The sequence below is a fragment of the Pseudomonas syringae group sp. 247E2 genome (assembly GCF_032587795.1).
In the GTDB taxonomy this organism is placed as follows: Bacteria; Pseudomonadota; Gammaproteobacteria; order Pseudomonadales; family Pseudomonadaceae; genus Aquipseudomonas; species Aquipseudomonas amygdali.
The window spans coordinates 132,470-156,183 of the sequence record NZ_JAWHPK010000030.1 but is presented as its reverse complement, the minus strand read 5'-3'; the positions used below and the strand labels follow the sequence as shown (position 1 = coordinate 156,183).

Genomic DNA, 23,714 nt, shown 5'->3' with positions numbered 1-23,714 from the left:
GTATTCAGAGTATTCCTACAACTTCTGTCGTCAGGTATTTATTATTTATAAACAAACACCTACACGTTTGTGCAAACGGGTTTCAGAACCCGCAATTTCACCAAACAGAAAAACCAACCGGGCAGGTTATTTAATACTTGATCTAACCTGAGCCGCCTGTTTTAAAGAATCAGCGGCTTTGCGGTTTGTACCCAAGGCGCAGACCACCCCAATGTCGCCCGTTGACCACAATAGGCACAGACAGGTCGTGCATCAGTTCGCCGGTGTCCCGGGTGTAGGTTTGCAGCAGAACAGGCTGTTGATGGCTGCCGCAGCGAATGCCGGTACGATCATCAAACTTGCGCTTGCTTCGATTACGCGCATTGTCCACCGTCGCATCGCCGGTCAAAGGCTGACTGAAAGCGTTGTTGTGCGTCGGCACATACCCTTGCTGCGTGCAGGCAATAGCGAATACCAGACCTTCATGGCGCGAAAGCAACGGTTCTTGCAATGCCGGCAATACTTGATCGGTGTAACGATCAAAACGCGTGGTAAAGCGGGTGGGTGAGGTATTGGGGACGGGTTTGTAGTTGCGATCAAACAAGTCATCCAGGCTGACGCGCCCCTGCACAATGTCAGCCTCGAATTTTTCCGCGATCAGCCGCGCACCTTCGCGGGCCAGGTCGTAAATACGCTGGTGATAGTCATCCAGACCGACCTGAGCCAGCCGCTGGCTGATGGTCTCGGCCTGCCCCTCCATCTGTACTGCGGCTTTGGCCAGTTGCCGGGTTTGTTCATCGCTGACGGCAAGATCACTGCGCATGTGCTCGACGGCATCGAACAGGCTGGCCAACTGGTCCTGGTTGCTCCTCGCGCCTTGAGCAATTTCGCTGACCTGGCTTTCCACCTCGATCGCAAGCCGGGCGATATTGCCCAGATGCTGTCCGGTCAGCTCGACCTGCTCGACCCCCGCATCGAGATCAGAAGACAGCTCGCGAATCTGCTCCACCACCTGTGCGGTGCGTTGCTGGATATCGGCCACCATCTGCCCGACTTCCCCGGTAGCACTGGCAGTACGGCCCGCAAGCCCGCGTACTTCGTCAGCGACCACCGCAAAACCGCGCCCGTGCTCACCTGCCCGGGCAGCTTCGATGGCCGCATTGAGCGCCAGCAGGTTGGTCTGGCTGGCGATAGATTGAATGACCAGCGTCACACGCTGGATTTCTTCACTGCGCTGGCTCAACGCCTCGATCAACTCACGACTGCCGACAGCACGCTTGCTCAAGAGGTGCATGCGCTCGATAGACTCATTCAGAACGCCGCTTCCTGATTCGCTGCGCTGGCGCGCCTTACTGGCTGCAACCAATGCCTGTTGACTCAACTGGGCAGTCTGCTGCTCGGTCGCAATCATCTGTTCGGCGCTGTTGACTATCTGTCCGGCAGCACCCAGCTGCGACTGCACCTTGCCCGCCAGTTGCCCGACAGAAAATGCCACCTGAGCGGCCGACAATGCGTTGTGGCTAGTGGTGCGCGACAGGTCGCGGGTCAGCAGCGCGATATCACTGTCACTTGCCTCGACTTGCAGGCCAGGCTGCCTTCTGCGCAACAAAAGCGGCAGCCAGGCGACCAGCAGCGCTGCGGGAATGACGATATAAAGAGACAAACCGATAACGCTCATTGCGGCGAAGAGCAGGCACAACACGACACTTTGCACCGCTGGCACCCACCACTTCGACGCAGCGCCGCGAGCATCGGCCAGTGGTAATCCGGCTGCCATGGATAGGTTCTCGGCCATGCTGCGTCACCCCATCGGTATTTATCATTATTACGTTTATTAAACGCTAGATAACGGCCTTATGCCATGCCCCGTTGGTCGTAGCGAGCAATACGTTTTGGACAAATTCCGGGCACAACAAAACCGGGAGGCAATCGCTTGCCTCCCGGTTCGGTCACTCAGCTGCTGCCTGCGTATCAGGCCTGGCGCTGGTGCTTGTCGATCTGCTCGTGGCGCTCTTGCGCCTCGATGCAATATTTGGTGGTCGGGCTGATCAGCAGACGCTTCAGGCCGATTGGCTCACCGCTGTCATCGCACCAGCCGAAGGTATCGTCGGCAATACGCGAGAGGGCCATTTCCAACTGGGGCAGCATGCGCTGGTCGCGGTCGATCACATTGACCAGCCAGTGACGCTCCTCTTCAACCGAAGCGGCGTCTGCAGGATCGGCAGGCGTGTCCAGGCTCTCGATCGCAATACGGCTCTGCTCGATTCGCTCGTGGATCTCGACCTTCATGCCCTGCAACAGCTCGACGAAGAAAGCGTGCTGCTCGGCGTTCATGTAGTCATCGGCCGGCATGGCCAGCAACTTTTCCTTTGTCATTTATTTCTCTATAAAAAAACGTGCATTGAGGAGCGGCTTGACGTTGCCGTGCAAACCAATAATCTCCAAGCGCCACCTGGCACTCAATTTACGAGGGGCGGCAGTCTAAGGCCGGCTAGCGGGCTCGGCAACACAATTGAAGGATTTTTGTACAACAATTGCCGTAAAACCCTTGAAATGCGGGCGAAAGACCCGGCCAGCATGCTGCTTGATGAGGCTCTGACCTGCTGACAGCTAATCGGTTCCTGCAACATTCAACGCACAAAAGGGCCTGAAAAGGCCCTTTGATGCAGATTATTGAATATCAGCGCTTGGTCTTGCGCTTGTTGCGATATTGATCGATTACCACCGCCACTACAATGATCAGGCCTTTGATAATGTCCTGAACATAAGCGTCTACGCCGACAAAGGTGAAACCACTGGCCATTACGCCGAGAATCAGCGCACCGATCACAGTGCCGGTGATTCGCCCTACTCCACCGGACAGGCTGGTGCCGCCGATGACTGCGGCAGCGATAGCGTCCAGTTCATAGGACATGCCCATTCCGGCCTGCCCGGTTGCGGCACGTGCCGAGGCAACCACCCCTGCCAGCCCGGCCAGCAGCCCGGCGATGCTATAGACGATAACCAGGTGGCGCTTGACGTTGATCCCGGAAGTACGCGCAGCCTGCATGTTGCCGCCGATGGCGTAGGTGTATTTGCCGTACTTGGTGTAACGCAGGGCAATGTGGAAGATCACCGCCACCACCAGAAAGATGATCACCGGCATCGCGCCCTGTCCGATAGCCGTGTAGGAGTCAGAGAGCATGCTCACCGGCTGACCTTCGGTGTAGAAGCGCGCCAGGCCACGCGCGGAGACCATCATGCCCAGCGTGGCAATGAATGGCGGAATACCGGTTATGGCAATGATGCTGCCGTTGATGGCACCCGCCAGCAGCCCGACTCCGAGCCCGACCACGATCGGAATCCACACGGGCAGGTCGGTCAAGGAAGGAAATACTGCCCGGGAAAAGTCCGAGGTTTGCGCCAGGCTCGCGGCAATCATCGCTGACAGTGCCAGCACCGAACCGGACGACAGGTCGATGCCTGTGGTAATGATCACCTGAGTCACGCCGATGGCCAGCAAGCCGATGATCGACACCTGAAGAATCATCAGTACCAGACGCTGGGAGTTGAGCAGAAAGCTCTGATCACGGACGATCCAGCCAAACAGCTCAAAGATCAGACCGATACCGATCAGCACCAGAAAAATACTCAGCTCGGTTGGCAGCCGCCGTTTGTTCCTGGTCGGTGCCAAGGCTGGTTTGTTTTGCGAAATCGCGTTGCTCATGTTCGTTCCCCTTTTGTTCTTCTTCTACCGAGCCCTGTAGTGCGAACTCAATGAACCTTGTGGCCGGAGGCCAGATGCATGACTTTTTCCTGGGTCGCTTCGCCTCGATCGAGGATGCCCATCATTTCGCCTTCGTGCATGACCATCACCCGGTCGCTCATACCGAGGACTTCCGGCAGCTCTGAAGAGATCATGATGACGGCCATGCCTTCACTGGCGAGCAGGGAGATCAGGCGATAGATTTCCGCCTTGGCCCCTACGTCGATGCCGCGGGTGGGCTCATCCAGAATCAGTACCCGGGGATTGGTCATCAGCCAGCGTGCCAGCAACGCCTTCTGCTGGTTACCGCCCGACAAGGTGTCGATGCACTGCTCCAGTGACGGGGTCTTGACCCGAAGTTTTTTGCACATGTCCTCGCACAGCGCACGCAGTGCCTTCTGTTGCACGAAACCGTTGCCGGCATAGTTGGCGAGCACGGCCATTTCCATGTTTTCCATCACCGACAGGCATGGAAACAGCCCAGTCAACTTGCGGTCTTCCGTCAAAAGCGCAAAACCCAGTTCAATGGCCTGATGCGGGTCGGCAATGTGTACCGTAGTGCCATCAAAGCGTACCTCGCCGCTGTCGCTGGGGGTTATGCCGAACAGGGTCTCGGCCACATTGGTCCGGCCCGACCCCATCAATCCGGCAATGCCAAGAATCTCTCCGGCACGCAAATCGAAACTCACGTCCTTGAAAATGCCGTTCAGGCACAGGTTGCTGACTGAAAGCAGCAGTTCGCCTGGCGGCTTTTCCCGCTCGGGAAACAGTTGGGTCAACTCACGCCCCACCATCATGGTGATCAGGCTGTCGCCGTCCATACTTTCGGCGCGCTGCAGGCCGATATAGGCGCCGTCGCGAAAAACCGCTACTTCGTCGGCAATCTCGAAGACTTCGTTCATCTTGTGGGTGATGTAGATGATGCCTTTACCCTGAGCGCGCAGGTCGTTGATGATCGAAAACAGGTGAGCGACTTCGGTTTCGGTGATGGCCGAAGTCGGCTCATCCATGATCAGCACGTCCGAGTTATATGACACAGCTTTGGCGATCTCGACCATCTGCCGCTCGGCGATACTCAGGTTGCCCACCAGGTCTTCGGGATCGAGCCTGATGCGCAGGCGCTCCAGCAGTTCGGCAGTGCAGCGGTGCATTTCCCGGTGATCGACCATGTGCAGACCGTTGAGCTGTTCGCGACCGATCCAGATGTTCTCGGCGATGCTCATGAACGGCATCAGGTTCAGCTCCTGATGGATCATCGCAATGCCGGCCTGCAAGGCCGAAAGTGGCGTCTCGAAGCGAATCGGCTTGCCACGCAAACGGATTTCGCCCGAGTCCGGCTGGTAGATGCCAGCGATGATTTTCATCAGCGTTGACTTTCCGGCACCGTTCTCGCCCATCAGCGCCAGCACGCTGCCAGGGCGCACACGCAGTTGGACGTCGTTGAGCGCGATGACACCGGGGAAGCCCTTGCTGATATGGCTGATTTCAAGCAGATAAGGCGGCTGGGCATCCGGCGTCGGGCTATCGCTGTCACTGGACGGCAGATCGCGTTGTGCGGGCGGGTTGACAGTAGCTGAACCGAACATGATCACAACTCCTCAAGCGGCAGGCTGCGGGAGGAACGATCCTCCCTGGCCTGCCGATTGCTGTTATTTGAAGGTGGCGACGTTTTCAGGCGTAATCAGGCGATAAGGGATGATGATCGCCTGGGGCTCGACCTTTTCCTTTTTCGCCATTTTCACGGCGGCATCAATCGCCCCGTCGGCCTGGCCCTTGGCGTCCTGAAAAACGGAGACTGCGAGGTCGCCCTTGGTAACGGCGCTGAGCCCGTCTGGTGTACCGTCGACACCGGCGACTAACACGCTGCCTTTATCCACATCCACGCCTGCCTGCTTCAGCGCCATCGCCGCGCCAATGGCCATTTCATCGTTGTTGGCCAGCACCGCGTTGAATTTACGGCCCTGGGTAAGCCAGTCGTTGGTCAGGTCCATGCCCTTCTGGCGTAGCCAGATGCCGGTCTGCTCCTGATCTATCTTGATGTCCGGGTACTTGGCCAACACCTCCTTGATGCCCTTGGTGCGGTTTTGCGTGGAGTTGTTGGCCAGGTCACCCAGAAGAATCATGACACTGCCCTTGCCTTTCAGTTTGTCGGCGATGTATTGCGCCTGAAGTCGACCTGCCTCCATGTCATCCGACGTAACGGTGGCGACGCCTGCTGGCAGTTTCGGATCGTCAGGGCGGCGGTTGACGTAGACCAGCGGGATGCCGGCGGCGACCGCGTCCTTGGTGATCCGTGCGGTGGCAGCGGTGTCCACAGGATTGACGATCAGGGCGTCGACTTTCTTGTTGATCAGGTCCTTGACCTGGTCGAGCTGTTTGTTGACGTCCGCGCGGGCATCGACGAACTGCAGGTCCACTTTCTCGGTCGTGGACATGGCTTTGGCCTTGGCATTCATGTCGTCACGCAGGTAGGTCAGCCAGGTGTCATCGAACTGCGACATGGCCACACCGATCTTGATATCGGCCAAAGCTGCACCGCTGCCCAACATCAGCGCCATGGCCAATGAGGTCAAAGCAATCTTGGTCTTCATGAGGATCTGTCTCCAAATTATTGTTGTTCGGATGCAGCGAATCAGCGTGACAGGCGGATCCCGGTCGCTCCGGGAATGCAGAACAGTTGCGCGTCCTTGTGTTGCACGCACATGCCACGGGCAACGATTGTGAGAAATCGCTCCATGGTCCGAATCCAGAATGAAGAGGTGGCAGAACGCTTGGCGGTGAGGCCAGAGGTAGGGGTTTTCATCGACAGTACCTATCTTTTGTTTTGTTTTTGTTGGTGTGCATCTCGTGACTTGAAAGACCTTCAAAGCCCGAGTGATTCGATAGTCGGTAACCTGAAAAAGACTCTATTGGAAAATATTTTCCAATTCAACTGATTTTAGAATTTTATTCCATTTCATTTTTATTCGGCTGCACATACGACAAAGCCCGACGCTTGTCAGGCGTCGGGCTTTGTCCGATGGCAGGCTTGAATGTGCAGCGTGGCACGCGATGATTACAACACCACAACCCGCCCTTCACTGGCGCTCAAGCGAGCTGCATCCATGACCTGTGCCGATGCGATGGCATCATGAGGATCAACCGGATTACCGCCCTGCTCGTCAACGGCGCTCTGCAACAGGCGGTAGAACTCAAGCCAGCAACCGCGCTCCGAAGGCACACGCTCGCGATGGTCACCCTGCTCGAACCAGCCCCAGCGCCGATGCTCTTCGACACCCCAGCGCTCGCCCTCGGACCGTGGCGTGAGGCCGGCAAACGCAGCCTCCTCCTGACCGTCCAGCCCTTCGACGCTGTAACAGCCCTTTGATCCACTGACCCTGAAACGCGGCTTGGGGGTATTTTGCAGACAACTGCCTGACAGGTGCGAAGTCACACCGCTGGCATGCCTCAAGGACACGAAGAACGTGTGGTCCAGTTCGTCTTGCGGCGTAGCGAACTGCAATTCTGCATACACCCGCTCGACCGGCCCGAACAGTACCAGTGCCTGATCCACCAGATGACTGCCCAGATCACGCAGCATGCCACCACCGCTGGCCTTGCCTACCGAGCGTGGCGAATAGCGCTCGATACTGGACTCGAACCGGCTGATCTGCCCCAGCGCCTTGTTGTCTATCAACTTGCGTACGGTGAGGAAGTCGGAATCCCAGCGCCGATTCTGATAAACGCTAAGCAGCACGCCCCGCCGTTCGGCCGCTTCCACCAGCTCGCGCGCCTGGGCGGCGTCGCTGGCAAAGGGTTTGTCGCTGACCACCCCGACGCCCAGCTCTATCGCTTCAAGGATCAACGCTCGGCGCGAAGCCAGGGGCGTGGAAATCACCACCACATCTACCCCGGCAGCGACCAGCTCGGCCAGCGTGTCGAAGGTTGCCACGCCGGGATGATCGTTGACCACTTCCTGTTTTCGCTCGGGTGAACGGGTGACAACGCCTGCAAATGTGGCACCGGGCAAACTCGAAATCAGCGTTGCATGAAAGTAACGCCCGCCTTTGCCGTAGCCCACCAGCCCTGCTCGCATGGATATCTCCTGTAGTCCATGAACCTCATGGCCGCAGCCATCGGTCGTGTATTGGATGCCACCGTTTCAACGAAGCAGCTCGCTTTTGACCCGCTCCAGCATGAATCGGCTCGATTCATCTGCACGCTCCTCCCAGGCAAATACGGCCACTGTGGCAATACCGTCGAAATCAATGTCCCGCAATGTCGAGAAGAACGCGTCCCAGTCCACCTCGCCCTGCCCGATGTCCAGATGCTGATGCACCGTTGCCGTGACGCCAGGCGGGTTGACGATGTAGCGCAGGTTGGACGAAGCCCGGTGATTATAGGTGTCGGCAATGATCAGGTGGGTGAGCTTGTCACCTGCGTACCTCAGCATGGAGGCAATGTCCCCCACGCCATCATCGTAGAAAAAGGTGTGTGGCGCGGCATACAGGTAATTGATCCAGTCCCGGTCCAGGCCGCGAATGATGTCTACTGACTCGTTGTTGCGTTCGCAGAAGTCATAAGGATGGGCCTGGATATCGAGCCGGATGCCTTCTCGCTCGAAGTGCGGCATCAGTTCATCCATGGATTTCATGAACTGGTTTTCGCACACCAGTGCATGATCAGATTGCCCACTGAACTCTGTGTTCATCAGGTCGCAGTCCATTTCCACGGCCACCTGAATGGCGCGTTTCCAGTTGCGCACCGCTGCAATACGCAAGTCTTCATCCGGCGCAGCCCAGTGGTACAGCGGCAGCAGCGAGGAGAGCTTCACACCGGCATCGCTCAGGGCTTTGCGAAACTCCCTGATCCGCGCACGATCCACGCGCGGGTACTTGTAGAACGGCATGAAATCTTCGCGCGGTGAAAGCTCTATGTAGTCGTAGCCCAGCTCCGCCGCCTTATCGACCATCGCACCCAGCGACAGGTGGCGATACATGTAAGGATCCAGTGCGATGCGCATGATGCCCTCCTTTTTATTGTTTGAAAAACAACCCGACTCCAGATACCTCTGTCAGTCATAAAACGCGGGACGCATCTCCAGGGCAATCGGTACGACCGCTCCGCTGTTCTGCGCCTGAACACAGGCATCGGCGGCCACCGCAGCGGCATAACCGTCCCAGGCAGAAGGCCCGTAAATCGTGCCCGCGTTGACGCCATCGATGAAGTCCTGCAACTCGACGTCATAGGCAGCAATGAACCGGTCTTTCCAGTCCATCAGGATCGCGTTGGACAATTTCGCTTCGCTACGCAACTGCACCTGAGAAGGCTCAGGCAGTTTGGCAATGCCGCTCTCGCCGACCACTTCACACTGGATGTCGTAGCCGTACTGGCAGTTGACGAACACTTCGACGTCGATGCGCGTGCCTCTGGCCGTTTCCAGCATCACAATCTGCGGATCTTTCATGTGCGCAAGGGCCTTGCTGGTCTTGCGCGGGAACACCACCTGTACCGACACATAGTCATCGTTGAGCAGCCAGCGCAGCACATTGAGCTCATGAATCAGCGTGTCGGTGATCGCCATGTCGGTCTTGTAGTTCTCGCCGACCCGAGGGTTGCGGTGCGCACAGTGAAGCATCAGCGGTTCGCCGATCCGGCCGCTGTCGATCACCGATTTCAGGGCGCGATAGCCCTGATCATAGGGGCGCATGAAGCCCACTTGAACCAGACGCCTGCCGCTGGCGATCTCGGCCTCGACAATGTGCCGGCAACCCTCGGCGGTAACGGCCAAAGGCTTTTCGCAGAACACCGGCTTGCCTGCGGCAATGGCCGCCAGCACGTACTCTTCATGGCTGGGGCCCCAGGAACAGACCAGCACCGCTTCGACGTCGGGCGCGGCAATCAGCGCGTGGCCGTCGGCATACACTTCGGCACCGATGTCCAGCTCGCGCACCACTTTGGCTGCCTGCTCCAGGTTGATGTCGGTGACGGCTACCACCTCACTGCCAACCAGCGTCTTGCTGCAACGCCGGATATGATCCTGACCGATTGCGCCTGTACCGATCACACCGAGTTTCAATGCCATTTTCATGTTCCTTTTTTTATTGGATGTTGCCGTGAACGGGTCACGGGTGCTGAACGATAAACAGTGATCAGTACTGTCGAGCCTTGGCCAGTTCGCGGTTGAGTTTTTCGTAAACCTGGGCCGTGGTGCCGGTCGTTGATACTTCGGCAACGCCGACACGCCACCACGACAGGTATTTGTGGATCATGGTCTTGGGCAGGACCTTGATGTCGATCAGCGTCGAGACCGTCTGACGTTGCGCATCGACGAGCGCCTGACGCAGTTGTTCGGCGGTGCTGACCTTATAGGTCTTGCAGCCATAGGCGGCAGCGCTCATGGCGAAATCCACCGGTACAAAGTCGCCGTCGAGCTTGCCTGTGTCGGGATTGCGAAAGCGGAACTCGGTGCCGAAACTGTCCATGCCGTGCTCCATCTGCAGGTTGTTGATGCAGCCGAAGGTCATGTTGTCCAGCAACACCACGTTGATCTTGCGCCGCTCCTGAATCGAGGTCGCCAGCTCTGAATGGAGCATCATGTAAGAGCCATCACCGACCAGCGCGAAGACCTCGCGGTGCGGCGCAGCGAGCTTGACGCCCAGTGCCGCATTGACCTCATAGCCCATGCATGAATAGCCATATTCGACGTGATAGGTGTCGACCCCGGTACTGCGCCAGGCACGCTGCAGATCACCCGGCAAACTGCCCGCCGCCGCGACGATCACTGCGTCGTCAGGTACGCTCTGGTTGAGGATGCCCAGTACGCCGCTCTGGGTCAGACACGAGCCGGTCAGCTCGATGAACTCGCGCAGCACGGCCGGGTCCAGGTGATCGTTGATTTCCGGGACGAAATCCTCGCTCTGGTACTCGACCGCATACAGGCGATCAACCTCGGCATCCAGCTGCGCACGGGCTGTCCGCGGCGCATCGCCCCAGGCAGCACGGTAACCGCTGGCTTGCAGGCTTTCGGTCAGTGCCTGCAATGCCACCTGCGCATCGGCCAGGACCTGCACGCCATCCAGCTTCTGCACATCGAAGGCACCGACATTGAGGTTGAGAAACTGCACATCCGGGTTCTGGAACAGCCATTTCGACGCGGTGGTGAAATCGCTATAGCGGGTGCCGACGCCGATGATCAGGTCCGCCTCTTTCGCCAACCGATTGGCCGCCACCGTGCCGGTTTCGCCGATGCCGCCCATGTTCAGCGGGTGCGCCGAAACGATGGCACTCTTGCCTGCCTGGGTTTCGGCGAACGGGATATCGAAGCGCTCGGCAAAGGCTTGCAAGGCATCGGCTGCGCCGGAATAACGCACGCCACCACCGCAGATCAGCAGCGGTTTGCGCGTGCCGGCCAGCAGCTTCAATGCGTCGTCAAGCATGGCCTTGCTGGGCGGGCGGCGGTCGATACGGTGCACACGTCTTTGCAGGAAGCTGTCCGGATAATCGTAGGCCTCGGCCTGCACATCCTGAGGCAGCGACAGCGTGACGGCACCGGTATCAGCCGGATCGGTCAGTACGCGCATGGCATTGAGCGCCGCGCTCATCAACTGCTCGGGGCGGTTGATACGGTCCCAGTATTTGCTCACCGCCTTGAACGCATCGTTGGTGCTGATGCTCAGGTCGTGAAACTGCTCGATCTGTTGCAGCACCGGGTCAGGCTGGCGGCTGGCGTAGACGTCCCCCGGCAACAGCAACAACGGAATGCGGTTGGCCGAGGCGGTTGCGGCGGCGGTGATCATGTTCGCCGCGCCTGGCCCGACCGAAGAGCTGCACGCGTAGATCTTGCGCCGCAGGTGCTGCTTGGCAAAACCGATGGCGGCGTGGCACATGCCCTGCTCGTTACGGCCTTGATGAACCACCAGGTCGCCGCTGTCCTGTTCCAGCGCCTGCCCAAGACCCAGCACGTTGCCATGCCCGAAAATGGTGAAGATGCCAGCGACGAATTTGCTCTGCACGCCGTCGACTTCGACGTACTGATTATCGAGAAACTTCACCAGGGCCTGGGCCATGGTCAGTCGGGTTGTACTCATGTTCGCACCTTGTTGTTGTTTGAGGTGGCCAGGGTTTGAGGCGGCCTGACGGCTGACGTCAGTGACGCTGCGAAACGGCTCGTGACAAGTGCGTCATGCTCGCCGCTATCGCCTGAGGGATGTCGGCCAGCGCATGGACGCTTTCGGCGAATGGTTCGAACGACAGATGGCCCTCATAGCCGCTGTCCAGCAAACGCTCGATCTGCGATGCATTACCCAGAATGTCAGCTTCGCCGACCAGCACGCGATGGCCATCGCGAATGCTGTTGAGCGGTGCCTGCGCATCCTCGACACCGGAGATATGCACCAGCCCGGTCAACTCTGGAAACAGCTCGACCTCACCGGCCAGGTGGTGGTGAAAGGTGTCATGAACCAGCCGATAAACGTCCAGCCCACCCACCGCCCTGATTGCGTCCACCGCCTGACGTTTGAGGCGCAACGAGCACTCCTCGAAGCCCAGCGGTTCGACGAAGCCGAGAATGCCGTGCTCACGAAGAATCGGTGCCAACGCAGTCAACGCGGTGCGCAACCCCGAAGCGCGCTGCGCGCCGTTACGCGGATCTGCACGGTCATTGAGCGGACATAGCACCAGACCGCGCGCACCGCAGTCGCGAGCGTACTGCGCAAGCTTCGTCGCCTGGGCTGCGCGCTCTTCATTCCAGACATCGAATGGGTACAGGGCGTTGATGGACAGCACTTTTACCCCTCGGGCAGCGCAAAGGTCACGAACGACCTGGGGTGCAGTGCCGTCCTCGATCTCGATACCCTTGAGGTCGTTGCGAATCTCGATGGCATCGGCACCCAGCTTCACCGCCAGATCGACGAAACCTTCCAGAGACAGGCGCGGCGCGACCATTCGATTAAGGGCGAAACGCAAAGGTTGGTTCATTGTTCTTGTTCTCCGCAACATTCCATTGATGAAGGCTATTTGGCAGTCGGCATACTGAACTCGGGGCCTTTGGCGATGCTGTCCGGCCAGCGTTGCATGACACTCTTGTAGCGACTGTAAAAGCGCAGGCCTTCTTCGCCATACGCGTGGTGATCGCCAAACAGTGAACGTTTCCAGCCGCCAAACGAATGCCAGGCCATGGGCACCGGGATCGGCACGTTGATACCGACCATGCCGACCTTGATGGTCCGCGCAAACGCACGGGCCACACCACCATCGCTGGTAAAGCACGACACACCGTTGCCGAATTCGTGTGCGTTGATCAGCTCGACGGCACTGGCGAAATCCGCGACGTGGACGATGCCCAGCACCGGGCCGAAGATTTCTTCCTTGTAGATCTGCATCTGCGGCGTGACGTGGTCGAACAGCGTCGCCCCGACGAAAAAGCCCTGCTCGGCACCCGGCACCTTGAAGTGGCGACCATCGACAATCAGCTTCGCCCCCTCTTTGACGCCCTGATCGATGAAGCCCTCTACCTTGGCTTTGTGCACGGCAGTGACCAACGGCCCCATGTCCGAATCAGCCTGCATGCCATTGCCGACCTTGAGCTGATCGATGCGCGGCAGCAGCTTGTCGATCAGTTGCTGGCCGACATCGCCTACCACCACTGCAATGGAAATCGCCATGCAGCGCTCACCCGCCGAACCATACGCCGCCCCGATCAAGGCATCGGCGGCTTGATCCAGGTCCGCATCGGGCATCACGATCATGTGATTCTTGGCCCCGCCCAGCGCCTGCACGCGCTTGCCGTGGGCCGTGCCCTGCTGGTGGATGTACTCGGCAATCGGCGTCGAACCGACGAACGAAATGGCCTCGATGTCAGGGTGCTGCAGCAAGGCATCGACCGCGACCTTGTCGCCCTGCACCACGTTGAATACGCCATCAGGCAGACCGGCCTCCTTGAGCAGGCGCGCCATCAGCAGGCTGGCCGACGGATCGCGCTCGGAAGGTTTGAGGATGAAGCAGTTGCCGGTCACCAATGCCATAGGGATCATCCACAGTGGCACCATGACCGGAAAGTTGAACGGCGTGACCCCGGCGCAGACGCCCAGTGGCTGACGCAGGTTCCAGTTATCGATACCACCGCCAATGTTGTCGCTGAAATCACTTTTCAGCAGGCTGGGCGCACCGCAGGCAAATTCGACAATCTCGATACCGCGCACCACTTCACCACGCGCATCGGACAGCACCTTGCCGTGCTCGCGGCAAATGATCTGCGCCAGCTCGTCGTGGTGCCGGTCCAGCAATTCCTTGAACTTGAACATGACCCGCGCCCGGCGCAGCGAGGACTGATCGGCCCAGCCGGGAAAAGCAGCCTTGGCCGAAGCGACCGCTTCATCCACGGTTTTCACGCTGGCCAGCGCAACGCGCGCTTGAACAGTGCCGATTGCCGGGTTGAAGACATCGCTGTAACGCTCACCATCGCCGTCATTCAGGTGTCCGTTGATGTAATGGCCGATTACCGGTGACTCGTTCATCTCATGCCTCCAGAGTAAAAAGGGGAAATCAAAGATCCAGCAGCCAGCTGTGCTGCGGGTCGTTGTGGAACTGCCAGGCGCGTGTCGGACCGGCCATCACGTTCAGGTAATACGATTCGTAACCGTAGGGCACAGACACCGGGTGATAGCCTTTGGGCACTGTCACCAGATCATTGTTTTCCACAGCCATGGCCTGATCGATACTGCGGTCGTCGGTGTAAACCCGCTGGAAAACGAAACCCTGCGGCGGGTTGACCTGGTGGTAGTAGGTCTCTTCGAGAAAGCTCTCGTGGGGCAGATTGTCCAGGTCGTGCTTGTGCGGCGGGTAGCTGGACGAATGTCCCGAAGGAGTCCGTACCTCGACCACCAGCAGCGAATGCGCCGGTTCACTGTCCGGCAGGATGTCGCACACGTAACGGGTGTTTGCCCCTTTGCCGCGTACGCTGCGTTTCATGCTGCCCGGCATGATCAGCCGCGCCGCAAGCTGTTTGCCCGCATCGCCCGGTGCCGTGCATACGGCCAGATGCAGCGGACCACGCGCAACGAACTCTGCCTGACTATGCGGTGGCAGGTAGACCGCAAACGGCGATTTTTCCTCGAACACCGATTGCCGGTCGCCGATATTTTCCCAACTGAAAGCGCCCTGCCCCGGTGCTTCGCCATTCACGCTGGCGTGCCCGGCCAGCAAGACCACGCACAGTTCGTTTTCTTCTGCAGCGAGAGGCAGGCGCTCACCGCCCTCCAGTCGGTAGGCGGCAAAGTTCACGTACTCGAGCGAGCCGGGCGCCAGCGCCACGATGTCACGGCCCTGGGGTTTGCTCTTGGTCAGCAGATTCATGGTTCAATCCTCCTTATTGCGCATCGGCCAGCAGTTGGCGCAAGGTGTCATAGCCCTTTTTGGCATACACATAACTCGGCGCTACCGCTGGGTCCTGTTCGGCCTCGACCACCAGCCAGCCGCTGTAGCTGGCTTGCAACAACACCTTGAGCAGCGCAGAAAAGTCGATATCGCCGTCGCCTGGCACCGTGAACGTGCCATTGATGATGCAGTCCGGAAAGCTCCAGAGATTGTTGCGCGCCAGTTGCACCACAGGTTTGCGCACATCCTTGAAGTGCACATGGCAGACACGCTCGATGTGCTTGCTCAGCACCTGCAAAGGCTCGCCGCCGCCCATGTAACAATGCCCCGAATCGAACAGCAGTCCGACTTCCTTGCCGGTCAGTGTCATTAGCCGATCAATATCCTGTGGCGACTCGACGTAAGCGCCCATGTGGTGGTGATACGCCAGGCGTACCCCTCGGGACAGGGTGAAACGCGCCAGTTCGGTGAGTTTTTCGGCATATTCAAGCCAGGCTGCATCGGTGTGAAAACGCGGTCGTTCAACCAACGGAATGCGCTGCCCCTGAATCGAGTCAGCCACTTCACCGTACACCAGTACCGAAGCGCCATTCTCGGCGAGCAATTGCACATGCGGGGTAATGGCTTCGATTTCTTCGGCCACCGAGCGCTGCGCCAGACGGCTTGAATACCAGCCGGAAACCAGCGCCAGATCATAGGGCCGCAGCACATCGCCGACACCCTTGGCATCTTTCGGAAATTTGCCGTTGAGCTCAAAGCCCTCGTAACCAATGGCTTTGCCCTCGCTCAAGGCTGTGCTCAGAGGCGTCTCTCCGCCGAGGGCCGGCAAGTCATCGTTGCTCCAGGAGATCGGGTTGATGCCGATGCGGATCCTGGGTGTGGAAATGGAAACGGGCATGGCTGCACCTTTTTTGTTGTTATCGCGACGTCAGATCAAGAAAGAGTCAGGCGCGGCTTTCGCGCCAGGACTCGATCAACCAGTTGAAGGTGCTCTGCACCCGACTGACCAGCGCCGCATCGTCTATTTCCCCGGCCATCCAGGCCCGGCTTGGCTCGCGAAATATGGTCCGGCCGACGGCAAAACCCTGGCAGACGCGGCTGTGTCGTGCTTCGGCAAAACCGGCAGCGAGGTCTTCGACAGGCGCATTGAGCCCGAGCAGTACCACGCCACGGCAATACGGATCGCGCTGCTGGATCAATTCGTCCAGCTGCTGCCAGACCTGCGCGCTCTGCGCCTCGATCTTCCACCACGCCGGGTAGATGCCCAGGTTGTACAAACGCTTCAGCGACCGGACCATCACGTCAGGATGAGACGAGGGGTGATCCTTGGGTGGAATGATTTCCAGCAGCAGTTCGTGACCACTGACTTTTGACGCGTCGTAGAGCGCCTTGATCTGCGCTTCCTGTTCCAGACGCAGCATGGGCTCGTCATCGGGGTGATATTGCACCAGGCACTTGATGATCTGCTCTTGCGGCCAGGCGAGCAGATTGCTGCCGATGGAGCGGCCATGCTCGAACGCCAGGGGTCTTGAACCCTGCACTTCCACCGGACGCGCCACCCACCAACCGCGACCGGTCGCAGCGTTAAGTGAATCCTGACCGAAGCGCTGATCGGCGAGCAGCCCGACATCGGCTTCGATGCCACGCTGGCGCAGGCCGGCTTCGACCCGCTCAACCGCCTGCACGAACAGTTGCTTGAGCTGGCTGATGCTGCTCAGGTCGCGCCCGGCCTGTTGGGCCAGCTCGACCAGTTGGCCGCGATGATCGAAGGCGAAGATGAACAACTGCCGCCACTGCTTGCGTGGCACGCTGACCTGATGCAGCCGTTGCAGGACAACATCCTGATCAGGCCGGGTAATGGGGTGCGGGCTGCTGAACAGGTAATCCAGTTCGGCAGGCGTCGGCATCGCAGGCGCGCAGGCATGGCGCGATACCACCAGCCCGCCACAGGCATTGGCCAGCTGGCAGCAGCGCTCGTCGCTGGCATCCTTGAGCCAGCCGCTGAGAAAACCGGACATGAACGCATCGCCAGCGCCCAGCACGTTGAGCACTTCAACCCGCACGCCGGGGTAGATTGCGCCGTCTTCAAGCCGCGCAGGAATCGCACCGTGAATCACTGTGCAACCTTGCGGGCCGAGCTTGACCACAAGCGTCGCGGCCGTCAGTTCGCGCACGGTACGCAGGGCAGTGAGCAAATCGGTAGAGCCGCCGGCAATCTGAAATTCTTCTTCAGTACCGACAATCAGGTCAAAACGCGGCAGGATGCGCTGCACATGCTGACTGACCTTCTGATCGGCAACAAAACGTGTCTCGCCATCAGCCTTGGCCGCCAGGCCCCAAAGCACCGGGCGATAATCAATATCCAGCACGCGTTTGACGTCGTGCTTTTCGGCGTAGTCGAGCGCCTGGCTGCTGGCCTTGAACACTTGATCGGTAGAAAAATGCGTGCCGGTGATCAGCAGCGCCTTGCTCGACGCGATCTGCTGTTCGTCGATGTCCTCGGCGCGCAAAGCCATGTCGGCGCAATTTTCGCGGTAGAACACCAGGGGGAACGTTTCACGGTCTTTCAGCCCCAGCAGCACCATGGCGGTCAGGCGCTCGGGATCGCGCTTGATAGCGCTGACATCACAGCCTTCGCGGGCCAGCGACTCGACCAGGAAGCGACCCATATGGTCATCACCTACCCTGCTCAGCATGGCCGACCTGAGCCCCAGCCTGGCAGTACCGAATGCGATATTGGCCGATGAGCCGCCCAGGTATTTGGCGAAACTGGAAACGTCTTCCAGCCGCGCACCTACTTGTTGCGCATAAAGATCGACGCCCAGGCGTCCGAGGCAGATCAGATCCAACTGACGCCCAGTGGCAAAGCGTGTCTGGCCCATGGTGGCTCCTGTTATTTTTATCAGCCTGCAGCGCCTGCATCATGTGTACACGCTGCTTTGTGAATGCAGCGTAAAACGTCGAGCCTCATCAATCAATATTTATTCTATAATTATTTTTAGTGGAATATTTTTTCCATACCGCTATTCAAGTGCTGGCACAATGCACAGACGGGTAAGCTATAGTCGTCCCGGCCCAAGGCAGCCTCCATCGTCGGGCACACAACTGCGTTACCTTGAAAGATGTTGCTCTGTAAGAAATTGCCCTGAAAGAACAAGTAGAAAGGATTTGAATATGACCCGCGCCGATCAGCCCACTCTGCCCGAGACGAGCGTCGACATGCCGCCGACCAATGCCGAAGGCCTGCTAAGGCTGATCACTGATGAGTACGACGGTTTACCGCGTCAGCTCAAGCGCATCGCCAGCTATATGAGCCAGCAGAGCGACCGGATCATGGTTGACCGGATCAGTGACATTGCCCGCGAGTGCGAAGTCCACCCCTCGGCCATCGTGCGCTTTTCCCAGCGTTTCGGGTTTAGCGGCTTCAGTGAGATGCAGGCGTTGTTTCGCGAGGCTTACACGCACAAGACCACGCCGGTGCAGAACTACCAGCAACGAATCCGCAGCATGATCGCCAATAAGTCTCAGAAGGCCCACTCGGGTGATCTGGCACGCGAATGCGTGAGCGCAACGCTCTCCGGGCTGGAGCGTTTGAGTGCAGAGCTGGACGACGATGAGTTCGAAAAGGCTGTAGATCTGGTGGTCAACGCCGACAATATCTACGTGGTGGGTGTGCGCCGCTCATTTGCCGTGGCGGATTATCTGGTCTACAACCTGCAACACACCAACAAGCGTATTCACTTGATATCGGGCCTGGGGGGCAGCTATCGAGAGCAGATGCGCAGCGTGCGTGCCAACGATCTGGTGATTGCCATCAGCTTCACGCCCTACGGCAAGGAAACCCAGCATTGCCTGCGCATCGCCCAGCATCATCAGGCCAAGACGCTGATCATCACCGACAGCAATCTGTCGCCGCTGGCCAAGCGTGCTAACTCGGTGTTGCTGGTCAATGAAGGCAGCTCGTTCGCCTTCCGCTCGCTGAGCGCCACCCTGTGCCTGTGCCAGGCACTGTTCATTGCAGTGGCGTATCGGCTGGAGCTGAAAGTCGACGAGATCCACGAGCAGGTCGGGTTTGATGATTGAGGGCTGAGATTCCCGGCCCTCAGGTCTTCGCTTCCTGCCCCATTCGCTGCTGGTTCTTCTGGCCCATTTTCTTCGCGCGTTTTTCCAGCACCAGATACACCACCAATGCAATCAACAGCGGCAGCAAGAAGTAAATGGCGCGGTAGCCGATCAGAGCTGCCAGCAGACTGCCCTTGGAGAACTGGTGAGCCAGCAAGGTAATGAATACAGTCTCAAGCACGCCCAGCCCGGCTGGAATGTGAGTAATGACACCCGCGATGCTGCTGATCAGCAACACACCGAGAATCGCCGGGTAAAACGCCTTGTCGGGCAGCAGCGTGTAAATCACCGCAGCCATCAGCGACCAGTTCAGAGCCCCCAGGCTGGCCTGCATCAAGGCCTGCTTCATCGACGGTAGATTGAATTCCTGATCACGAACGGTCCATGAGCGCTTTTTGGAAAACCGGCAGGCCAACAGGTAGGCAAAACACACGGCCAACAGTCCGAAACCGATCAATTGCAGGGTCGTGGTGCCGATCGACCATTCCTCTGGCAACTCCAGAAAACGCATCGAAAACACGAAACCGGCCAGCAGCATGTAGCCCAGCCAGTTGGTAATCAGGCTGAGGCTCAGAATCCGGGTGATGGTCGACACGTCCAGCCCCAACCGGGAATACAACCGGTAACGCAAGGCGATGCCGCCAACCCATGAACTGAGATTGAGGTTGAATGCGTAGCAGACAAAGGTCACAGGCACGATCTGCTTGATCGACAATGTGTGGCGGGTGTAATACCGCGCCAGTATGTCAAAACCGCAATAGGTTGCGTAACTGGCAAAGGCCACAACAGCGGCAATGGTCAGAGTGCTGGCCTTGTAGGACGACAGCGCCTGCTTGACCTCTTGCCAGTCAAGGTTCTTGACCAGCAGAAACAACAGGACCGGGACAGCAATGAAGAAAAACAGATTGAATATCCGCTTTGCCCATTTCCATTTGGCTCCCTGCGCACTTCGCGGCGCTGCATTTGCGGCCTGAGTCATGAAGTTTTCTCCTGGTCCATCTCGTGGTTGTTCTGTTGCTGTTCGATGACTTTCGCTTCCGGCACCACGTCACCGGCCCGTAACGGCTTGAGGCGCACACCGTGAACCGGGAACAGGCCGGCAATGGCCGGAAAACGCCGCAGGAAAAAGAAGCTTAAAACGATCATCGGCGCACGCCACCACTGGCCGCGCGCCGCGCCCTTGAGGCTCATCTGCTTACTGTGCGCAGCGGCAAGCTCCATCAGATGGTTTTGCAGATGCTCATTGAGTCCGCGATCACGGATGAACAGATTGGCTTCCAGGTTCAGCGCCAAGCTCAGCGGGTCGAGATTGCTGGAGCCCACGGTGGACCAGTCCTGATCGATCAGCGCGACCTTACCGTGCAATGCACGTTGCTTGTACTCGTGAATGACCACGCCGTCGCGCAGCAGGTAGGTGTAGGTCAGCCGCGAGCAGACCCGCACGAACGGCATGTCGGGCTGACCTTGCAAAATCAGGGTGACCTTGACGCCCCGCCGTGATGCATTGCGCAGCTCACGCAGAAAGCGGTAGCTGGGATAAAAATACGCGTTGGCCAGGGTGATCCGTTGCTTCGCAGCGCGAATCGCCTCAAGGTACTGCTCTTCGATATCGGTACTGTGCTCGTCATTGTCGCGCTCGGCGAGCAGCATACTGGCGTCACCGGCGCGGTCCAGCTTCAGTGCAATGGGCGGCAATTTGTCACGAACGACCTTGCTGAGCATGTTCAACGCGCTATGGTGAATATCGCCAACAATCGGGCCACGGACCAGAACGGCATAGTCCTGTTTGGCCGTCACCCCCGTGTCAGTCATGTGATCGACGCTGTAGTTGATGCCGCCGATAAAGCCCAGTTCGCCATCAATGACGACCACCTTGCGGTGCAGACGGCGGAACAGGTTGGTGCGCATACCCATGAATCGCGGACGCGGGTCGAACAGCTGAATCTGAATACCGGCATCGATCATGGTTTTGACAAACACCGAACTCAGGTCCGAGGTCCCGTAGTCATCTACCGTGACAACCACTTTCGCGCCGTTGGCCGCAGCTTGGAGCAACGCCTGTTGCAAGCCCTCGCCAATCCGGTCTTCAAAGATGATGAAAGTCTCGATCAACACCTCTTTGCGCGCGGCCCGTATGCACTCGAACACCCGGGCGTAGAAGTCTTCACCGTTGATCAGCAGCTCTACCGAGTTGCCATCACACCACTGCCCTGTCGTATTACTCATAAGGTCAACTCCACCGCCAGCGGTGCATGATCGGAAAGATGAGACCACGGGCGGCTGGACAATACTTTCGGCCTGTGGGAAGTCGCGTTGCGGACATAAATCCGGTCCAGCCGGAGCAACGGCCAGCGGGCCGGAAAGCTTTTGGCCGGCGCGCCGAAGCGCTCGACAAAAACCTCGTGCAACCCGGTGCCCTCCAGCAAAGCATCGGCGCGCTGACGCCAGTCATTGAAATCACCGGCAACGATCACCGGCTCACCCTCGGGAAGACGCTCCATCAGCTCGGCGAGCAGGTTGAGCTGCTGACGTCGATGGCTTTCACGCAAGCCCAAGTGAACACACACCGCATGCACCCGACCGGCGTATGGCACCTCCAGGATGCAGTGCAGCAAACCGCGCTGCTCGGTGCCATGAATGGAAATGTCGAGGTTCTCGTGCTGGATGATCGGGTACTTGGACAGCAGCGCGTTACCGTGATCGCCATCCGGGTACACCGCATTACGACCATAGGCAAAGTCGTTCCACATGCTGTCGGCGAGGAACTCGTACTGGGAAATCGTCGGCCAGTCCTTGACGCTGCGCGCATGGCTCTGGTGCTCGCCGTGCACTTCCTGAAGAAACACGATATCGGCCGATACAGTACGCACAGCCTCACGCAACTCCGGCAAAATGAAGCGGCGATTGAAAATGCCAAAGCCCATGTGCATGTTCATGGTCAGTACATTCAATGAAACACTGGCGGACACTGGCGTTGCTGGGCCGACAGGCGGATTGGCACTGGTCAAGACTCGCTCCCGGGTGAATATTCACGTCATATGAAGCCACCCATCGGCACAGGTTCCGTCCCGTGTCGCCTGTGCTGCGTATTTGCCATATTCAGTCGGGCATATTCAATGGCACTGATCTGACGCTGAAAAAAACGCGTACAAATGAAACGCAGGATCCCGGCAACTGCCTAAACTGCTTACCGGACCTGTAAAAAAGCGACAAGGAATCCAACCGTGGATGCACCGACTTCTCAACGCTACACCGCACGAGCCAGATGGCTGCACTGGGTCATGGCCATACTGATTGTGCTGGCGTATACCCTGATTCTGAGCCGCAGTCAGTTTGGCAAGGGTTCTGAATACCGCACACTGGTCGTGCAGAGCCATTTCTGGGTGGGGATTGTGATTCTGGCCATGGCGTTTTTCCGCGTCGCCGAACGTCGACGGCATCGTCCGCCCGGCATAACGCCGCCGCTTGAAGGCGCGTTGCGCTTAGCCGCGACACTTACGCATTACGCGCTGTATGCGTTCCTGTTCGCTCAGCCTTTATTGGGTCTGCTGACGGTGATGGTGGAAAAAGGCGCGTTACCCATTCCCCTCACCGACCTGCAGATACCCTGGCCCCTGCCGACCTCGGATCGCAGGGCCGAAACGTTCGAAGATGTGCACAAGTTGCTGGGCTCGATCTTCTATTACGTCATCGCCCTGCACGTAGTCGCCGCGCTCTGGCATCACCTTGTGCGCAAGGACAATACCCTCAAGCGCATGCTGTAAGTCAGGAGGCTGACAGAACCCGGGCGAGCGTGGCTTTTACCTTGCCCATACCATCGCGCAGGGCCTGTTCGATTTCTGCCATGGTTATGACAGTGGTCGACTTGCCCGCTGCCGGATTGACCACCAGCGCCAGGCAGGCGTATTCCAGCTCCAGCTCACGGGCCAGAGCGGCCTCGGGCATACCAGTCATGCCGACGATGTCGCAGCCATCACGCTCAAGGCGGATGATTTCGGCGACCGTCTCCAGGCGCGGCCCCTGAGTACATGCATAGACACCCCGATCAGAGAACTCGCACCCTTCAGCGGCCAGTGCTGCAACCAGACGCGCCCGTAACGCTTCGCTGTAGGGATAGCTGAAGTCGATGTGCGTGACCTCTTCCAGATCATCGGCAAAGAACGTGTGCTGGCGACCGCTGGTGTAGTCGACCAGATCATGCGGCACGCAAAAGTGCCCGGTGCCCATCGCTGGATGTATGCCACCTACCGCATTGACCGCCAGAATCGCTTCGGCACCAGCCTGCTTCAAGGCCCAGATGTTGGCCCGGTAGTTGACCTGATGCGGTGGCAAACGGTGCGGATGACCATGCCGCGCCAAAAACATCACTTCGCGACCGGCATAATCGCCGATCTGGATTTCGCCGGAAGGTGCGCCATAAGGCGTGTTCATCGGCAAGGACTGCCGAATGTTCAGGCCTTCCAGTTGGGTCAGGCCAGTCCCACCAATAATCGCGTAAACAGTCATCGCAAAT

21 protein-coding genes are annotated in these 23,714 nt (G+C 58.6%); 2 read left to right on the top strand and 19 right to left on the bottom strand.

The window, feature by feature from the left end:
• Positions 1–169: 169 nt before the first annotated feature.
• From RYC18_RS23915 to RYC18_RS23845, 15 genes are all read right to left on the bottom strand, one after another.
• Positions 170–1,390, bottom strand: a complete 1,221-nt coding sequence (locus RYC18_RS23915; protein WP_410478385.1) for a methyl-accepting chemotaxis protein — start codon at positions 1,388–1,390, stop codon at positions 170–172.
• 560 nt (positions 1,391–1,950) lie between these two features.
• Positions 1,951–2,355 carry a TraR/DksA family transcriptional regulator gene (locus tag RYC18_RS23910; RefSeq protein ID WP_002554078.1) on the bottom strand — a complete coding sequence of 135 codons (405 nt, stop codon included), beginning with the start codon at positions 2,353–2,355 and terminating at the stop codon, positions 1,951–1,953.
• Between the two features lie 304 nt (positions 2,356–2,659).
• Positions 2,660–3,685 (bottom strand): ABC transporter permease, encoded by a 1,026-nt coding sequence (locus tag RYC18_RS23905; RefSeq protein ID WP_002554079.1) that lies wholly within the window; start codon positions 3,683–3,685, stop codon positions 2,660–2,662.
• A gap of 47 nt (positions 3,686–3,732) precedes the next feature.
• Positions 3,733–5,310, bottom strand: a complete 1,578-nt coding sequence (locus RYC18_RS23900) for a sugar ABC transporter ATP-binding protein (RefSeq protein ID WP_316886940.1) — start codon at positions 5,308–5,310, stop codon at positions 3,733–3,735.
• A gap of 63 nt (positions 5,311–5,373) precedes the next feature.
• Positions 5,374–6,315, bottom strand: a complete 942-nt coding sequence (locus RYC18_RS23895) for a sugar ABC transporter substrate-binding protein (RefSeq protein WP_004665734.1) — start codon at positions 6,313–6,315, stop codon at positions 5,374–5,376.
• 41 nt (positions 6,316–6,356) lie between these two features.
• Positions 6,357–6,527 carry a hypothetical protein gene (locus tag RYC18_RS23890; protein ID WP_154618444.1) on the bottom strand — a complete coding sequence of 57 codons (171 nt, stop codon included), beginning with the start codon at positions 6,525–6,527 and terminating at the stop codon, positions 6,357–6,359.
• Positions 6,528–6,779: 252 nt separating this feature from the next.
• Positions 6,780–7,799: a Gfo/Idh/MocA family protein gene (locus tag RYC18_RS23885; protein WP_002554082.1), complete on the bottom strand. Its 1,020-nt coding sequence runs from the start codon at positions 7,797–7,799 to the stop codon at positions 6,780–6,782.
• A 66-nt stretch (positions 7,800–7,865) separates the two neighbouring features.
• A complete protein-coding gene (locus RYC18_RS23880; protein WP_005780652.1) occupies positions 7,866–8,726 on the bottom strand; it encodes a sugar phosphate isomerase/epimerase family protein in 861 nt (286 codons plus the stop codon).
• Between the two features lie 51 nt (positions 8,727–8,777).
• Entirely contained in the window at positions 8,778–9,788 is a 1,011-nt protein-coding gene (locus RYC18_RS23875; protein WP_005744448.1) for a Gfo/Idh/MocA family protein, read from the bottom strand.
• A gap of 67 nt (positions 9,789–9,855) precedes the next feature.
• Positions 9,856–11,793, bottom strand: a complete 1,938-nt coding sequence (iolD, locus tag RYC18_RS23870) for a 3D-(3,5/4)-trihydroxycyclohexane-1,2-dione acylhydrolase (decyclizing) (protein WP_005780650.1) — start codon at positions 11,791–11,793, stop codon at positions 9,856–9,858.
• A gap of 58 nt (positions 11,794–11,851) precedes the next feature.
• Positions 11,852–12,682 (bottom strand): TIM barrel protein, encoded by an 831-nt coding sequence (locus RYC18_RS23865; protein ID WP_002554086.1) that lies wholly within the window; start codon positions 12,680–12,682, stop codon positions 11,852–11,854.
• A 35-nt stretch (positions 12,683–12,717) separates the two neighbouring features.
• The gene (locus RYC18_RS23860; RefSeq protein WP_004665737.1) at positions 12,718–14,220 is read right to left on the bottom strand and encodes a CoA-acylating methylmalonate-semialdehyde dehydrogenase; all 1,503 of its coding nucleotides are present in this window, start codon (positions 14,218–14,220) and stop codon (positions 12,718–12,720) included.
• Positions 14,221–14,248: 28 nt separating this feature from the next.
• Positions 14,249–15,058, bottom strand: coding sequence for a 5-deoxy-glucuronate isomerase (gene iolB, locus RYC18_RS23855; RefSeq protein WP_057404142.1), 810 nt, complete (start codon positions 15,056–15,058; stop codon positions 14,249–14,251).
• A gap of 13 nt (positions 15,059–15,071) precedes the next feature.
• Positions 15,072–15,977, bottom strand: a complete 906-nt coding sequence (gene iolE / locus RYC18_RS23850) for a myo-inosose-2 dehydratase (protein ID WP_005754445.1) — start codon at positions 15,975–15,977, stop codon at positions 15,072–15,074.
• Positions 15,978–16,023: 46 nt separating this feature from the next.
• Positions 16,024–17,961 (bottom strand): bifunctional 5-dehydro-2-deoxygluconokinase/5-dehydro-2-deoxyphosphogluconate aldolase, encoded by a 1,938-nt coding sequence (locus RYC18_RS23845; RefSeq protein ID WP_005744452.1) that lies wholly within the window; start codon positions 17,959–17,961, stop codon positions 16,024–16,026.
• Between the two features lie 292 nt (positions 17,962–18,253).
• Here RYC18_RS23845 and RYC18_RS23840 point away from each other — a divergent pair, with 292 nt between their 5' ends.
• The gene (locus RYC18_RS23840) at positions 18,254–19,162 is read left to right on the top strand and encodes a MurR/RpiR family transcriptional regulator (protein ID WP_002554092.1); all 909 of its coding nucleotides are present in this window, start codon (positions 18,254–18,256) and stop codon (positions 19,160–19,162) included.
• 19 nt (positions 19,163–19,181) lie between these two features.
• On the opposite strand, the gene RYC18_RS23835 is transcribed toward RYC18_RS23840, so the two are convergent.
• The 3 genes from RYC18_RS23835 to RYC18_RS23825 are packed head-to-tail and all read right to left on the bottom strand — an operon-like array spanning position 19,182 to position 22,209.
• Complete coding sequence (locus RYC18_RS23835) at positions 19,182–20,180, bottom strand: lysylphosphatidylglycerol synthase domain-containing protein (protein WP_316886938.1); 999 nt, start codon at positions 20,178–20,180, stop codon at positions 19,182–19,184.
• Entirely contained in the window at positions 20,177–21,427 is a 1,251-nt protein-coding gene (gene clsB / locus RYC18_RS23830) for a cardiolipin synthase ClsB (RefSeq protein ID WP_002554094.1), read from the bottom strand. Before clsB ends, RYC18_RS23835 begins: the two co-directional genes overlap by 4 nt.
• Positions 21,424–22,209, bottom strand: coding sequence for an endonuclease/exonuclease/phosphatase family protein (locus tag RYC18_RS23825; RefSeq protein WP_002554095.1), 786 nt, complete (start codon positions 22,207–22,209; stop codon positions 21,424–21,426). The genes clsB and RYC18_RS23825 overlap by 4 nt, the downstream gene beginning before the upstream one ends.
• Positions 22,210–22,425: 216 nt before the next feature.
• Between RYC18_RS23825 and RYC18_RS23820 the strand changes: the two genes are divergently transcribed.
• Positions 22,426–22,965 carry a cytochrome b gene (locus RYC18_RS23820; RefSeq protein ID WP_004656874.1) on the top strand — a complete coding sequence of 180 codons (540 nt, stop codon included), beginning with the start codon at positions 22,426–22,428 and terminating at the stop codon, positions 22,963–22,965.
• A gap of 1 nt (position 22,966) precedes the next feature.
• On the opposite strand, the gene RYC18_RS23815 is transcribed toward RYC18_RS23820, so the two are convergent.
• Complete coding sequence (locus RYC18_RS23815) at positions 22,967–23,707, bottom strand: S-methyl-5'-thioinosine phosphorylase (RefSeq protein ID WP_002554097.1); 741 nt, start codon at positions 23,705–23,707, stop codon at positions 22,967–22,969.
• Positions 23,708–23,714: the final 7 nt, after the last annotated feature.

What these genes read in the sequence shown, in the direction of transcription:
- iolE (WP_005754445.1), bottom strand. Translation starts at nt 15,977, where the DNA reads ATGCCCGTTTCCATTTCCACACCCAGGATCCGCATCGGCATCAACCCG.
- RYC18_RS23890 (WP_154618444.1), bottom strand. Translation starts at nt 6,527, where the DNA reads ATGAAAACCCCTACCTCTGGCCTCACCGCCAAGCGTTCTGCCACCTCT.
- RYC18_RS23865 (WP_002554086.1), bottom strand. Translation starts at nt 12,682, where the DNA reads ATGAACCAACCTTTGCGTTTCGCCCTTAATCGAATGGTCGCGCCGCGC.
- RYC18_RS23815 (WP_002554097.1), bottom strand. Translation starts at nt 23,707, where the DNA reads ATGACTGTTTACGCGATTATTGGTGGGACTGGCCTGACCCAACTGGAA.
- RYC18_RS23895 (WP_004665734.1), bottom strand. Translation starts at nt 6,315, where the DNA reads ATGAAGACCAAGATTGCTTTGACCTCATTGGCCATGGCGCTGATGTTG.
- RYC18_RS23860 (WP_004665737.1), bottom strand. Translation starts at nt 14,220, where the DNA reads ATGAACGAGTCACCGGTAATCGGCCATTACATCAACGGACACCTGAAT.
- RYC18_RS23840 (WP_002554092.1), top strand. Translation starts at nt 18,254, where the DNA reads ATGACCCGCGCCGATCAGCCCACTCTGCCCGAGACGAGCGTCGACATG.
- RYC18_RS23905 (WP_002554079.1), bottom strand. Translation starts at nt 3,685, where the DNA reads ATGAGCAACGCGATTTCGCAAAACAAACCAGCCTTGGCACCGACCAGG.
- RYC18_RS23835 (WP_316886938.1), bottom strand. Translation starts at nt 20,180, where the DNA reads ATGACTCAGGCCGCAAATGCAGCGCCGCGAAGTGCGCAGGGAGCCAAA.
- iolB (WP_057404142.1), bottom strand. Translation starts at nt 15,058, where the DNA reads ATGAATCTGCTGACCAAGAGCAAACCCCAGGGCCGTGACATCGTGGCG.
- RYC18_RS23845 (WP_005744452.1), bottom strand. Translation starts at nt 17,961, where the DNA reads ATGGGCCAGACACGCTTTGCCACTGGGCGTCAGTTGGATCTGATCTGC.
- clsB (WP_002554094.1), bottom strand. Translation starts at nt 21,427, where the DNA reads ATGAGTAATACGACAGGGCAGTGGTGTGATGGCAACTCGGTAGAGCTG.
- RYC18_RS23875 (WP_005744448.1), bottom strand. Translation starts at nt 9,788, where the DNA reads ATGGCATTGAAACTCGGTGTGATCGGTACAGGCGCAATCGGTCAGGAT.
- iolD (WP_005780650.1), bottom strand. Translation starts at nt 11,793, where the DNA reads ATGAGTACAACCCGACTGACCATGGCCCAGGCCCTGGTGAAGTTTCTC.
- RYC18_RS23880 (WP_005780652.1), bottom strand. Translation starts at nt 8,726, where the DNA reads ATGCGCATCGCACTGGATCCTTACATGTATCGCCACCTGTCGCTGGGT.
- RYC18_RS23900 (WP_316886940.1), bottom strand. Translation starts at nt 5,310, where the DNA reads ATGTTCGGTTCAGCTACTGTCAACCCGCCCGCACAACGCGATCTGCCG.
- RYC18_RS23910 (WP_002554078.1), bottom strand. Translation starts at nt 2,355, where the DNA reads ATGACAAAGGAAAAGTTGCTGGCCATGCCGGCCGATGACTACATGAAC.
- RYC18_RS23915 (WP_410478385.1), bottom strand. Translation starts at nt 1,390, where the DNA reads ATGATTGCGACCGAGCAGCAGACTGCCCAGTTGAGTCAACAGGCATTG.
- RYC18_RS23885 (WP_002554082.1), bottom strand. Translation starts at nt 7,799, where the DNA reads ATGCGAGCAGGGCTGGTGGGCTACGGCAAAGGCGGGCGTTACTTTCAT.